General features: G+C 72.5%; 3 protein-coding genes. 2 read left to right on the plus strand and 1 reads right to left on the minus strand.

Going from position 1 to position 2,410, the window contains the following annotated elements:
• Positions 1-554, minus strand: a 554-nt coding sequence (locus ACWEN3_RS45320) for a lytic polysaccharide monooxygenase (RefSeq protein ID WP_452984142.1), incomplete at its 3' end; no start/stop codon positions are given.
• Between the two features lie 379 nt (positions 555-933).
• On the opposite strand from ACWEN3_RS45320, the gene ACWEN3_RS45325 reads away from it, so the two are divergent.
• Positions 934-1,578 carry a ScbR family autoregulator-binding transcription factor gene (locus ACWEN3_RS45325; protein WP_452984144.1) on the plus strand — a complete coding sequence of 215 codons (645 nt, stop codon included), beginning with the start codon at positions 934-936 and terminating at the stop codon, positions 1,576-1,578.
• 22 nt (positions 1,579-1,600) lie between these two features.
• A partial coding sequence (locus tag ACWEN3_RS45330; RefSeq protein WP_452984146.1) for an ARMT1-like domain-containing protein occupies positions 1,601-2,410 on the plus strand: 810 nt, incomplete at its 3' end.

Raw genomic sequence — 2,410 nt, forward strand, 5'->3', positions numbered from 1 at the left:
CAGCGCGAGGGAGGTGACGTTCTGCATGAAGGTGGTGGTGAAGCCGACCACGTCCGGCTCGGCGGCCAGGATCCCGGTGGCGCACTCCTCGACGACCACTTCAGCGGCCTCGCCGGGTCGTAGCCGGGTTTGGTCAGGTACAGCTCGAACGAGCCCGTGTGCGCGATCGTCGAGGCGTACGTCATCGTCAGCCGGGCGCCCGGCGTCAGCCGCGTCGCCGGCCAGTCCCGGCGGGCCAGGTCCAGGCCCCGGTACGCCGGCAGGTTCCCGCTGCACAGTCTGCCGTCCGGAATCAGCCGCCGGTCACGGCCGTTCACTCCCGGCACGCGCAGGTTGTCCCACGCGGTGAACGGAGCGCCGTTCGCGGCGACCGCCGCCTTGCACGCCTCGCTCCCGGCGGTGCTGCCGCCCTCGGGGGAGCAGGCGTAGACCCGGCTGACCGGATCCGTGGGGGCTCCGTGCGCCCGGGCGGACCCGGCGGCCCACGACAGGAGCAGGAGCGGGGCCGCGGCGGCGGCCGCCGTGACGCGCAGGCGGGTGGTCGTCCTGGTCATCCGCGAGATCTCCTAGGCGGGCGCGGGAACGGAGTTCTGCGGCGTCAGGTACGGCGCTGACGCCCCCCGCGTTCAGCCGGTCCGGCGTACGCCGCCCGCCGCACGGTCCAACCGCGCCCGGTAATGGACCGGTTGGACTGTTCTGCGTCTCCCGCGAGCCCCCGTTGAGAGCCGGCACCCGGCCTCGTATCGTGGCGATCACGGGTACGGCGCCGGTCGTCCCGTGGCTGGCCGGAACCGTCTTCGGGCCCTGGGTGACACGTGTCGAGCGGTACCGGGGTGCGCGGACTCCCGTCGGGGATCGGTGAGTTATCGTATGCAAGGGGTTAAAAACAAACCGCATGTCCCGTTCGTACGACTCGCGAGGAGGGGTCCCAGGATGGCGAGGCAGTTACGCGCCGAACAGACCCGGGCAACGATCATCACGGCCGCCGCCGATCTGTTCGACCGGTACGGGTACGAGTCCACCAGCCTGAGCGACATCGTCGCACACGCGAAGGTCACCAAGGGCGCCCTGTACTTCCACTTCGCCGCCAAGGAGGACCTGGCCCACGCCATCCTGGAACTCCAGGCCAGAGCCGCGCAGCAGCTCGTGGCCGACGTCGAGAGCCACGGCTACTCCTCGCTGGAGGCCCTGATGCGGACCACGTTCGGCATCGCCCGGCTCGCCGTGGAGGACCCGGTGCCGCGCGCCGGACTCCGCCTCGCCACCGCCGACATCGCCCTGCGGCCGCCCCTGCGGCACCCCTACACCGAATGGCTGGAGTTCGCCACGCGGAAGTTCAACGGGGCCGTCAGAGAGGCCGACGTGCACGGCGACCTCGACGTCGGCGTCGTCGCCCACTCGCTCGTCAGTTTCTTCGTCGGCACCCGGATCGCCGGCCGCTTCGAACCGGTGGGACGGCTTCCGCGCCGGGTCGCCGAGATGTGGCACCTCGTGGTCCGCGGCCTGGTCCCGGTGCACCGCCGCCCCCGCTACGTCAGCCTCGCCACGCAGCTGGAGCGGGAGATCAGAACCGCCTGACGCGCGCGGTACGGTGACGGACATGCCCCACACCCCGTTCGCACCCGTGATCCTCGGCAACGAACCCGGCTCGTTCCCGCACGGCGTGCTGGCCGAGCGGCACCCGGCGATCATCCGGCAGGTGCGGGAGGCCTTCCCCTACGGCCCGGAGCAGCACCAGGCCCTGGACGACCTGCTGAAGAGCTGCACCGAAGGGGTGATCGAACCCCTTCCTGCCGACGCCCCGGACCGGGACCGGTGGCACGACTGGGACCTGGCCGACCACGCCGGACGGTCCTGGTACGACGCGCCGTGGCTGTGGTCCGAGAGCTACTTCTACCGCCGGCTGCTGGACGCCGTCGGCTGGTTCGGCCCCGGTGCCTGGCAGGGTGTCGACCCCTTCCGCCCGTTCAAACGGGCCGAACTCGACGCGCCGGAGACCGACGGGGAACTCGCCGCCCTGGACGGCCTGCGGGGCCTGCCGGAGGCGGACCGGGCGCGCGCCCTGCTGCACGGCTCACTGTGGGGCAACCGCGCCGACCTCGGCTTCAAGCTCTCCGCCACGGGCGCCGAGACCCGCGAACCGGCCCCCGCACTGGTCGCCGACGACAGCGAGGCACTCTGGGCGCTGCTGCCGCCCGACGCAAGCGCCACCCTCGTCCTGGTCGCGGACAACGCGGGCCGCGAACTCGTCCCCGACCTGCTGCTGATCGCCCATCTCCTCGCCGAGGGCCGGGCCGCGCGGGCGGTCCTGCACGTCAAGCCGTACCCCTACTACGTCTCCGACGCCACCACCGCCGACGTGGTCGACGCCCTGCAACGGCTCTGCCGGGCGCCGGGCGCGGCCGGCGGC

This window comes from Streptomyces sp. NPDC004561 (assembly GCF_053602155.1).

Excerpts from the sequence above, each read along its gene's own strand:
- ACWEN3_RS45325 (WP_452984144.1), top strand. The coding sequence starts at position 934 with ATGGCGAGGCAGTTACGCGCCGAACAGACCCGGGCAACGATCATCACG.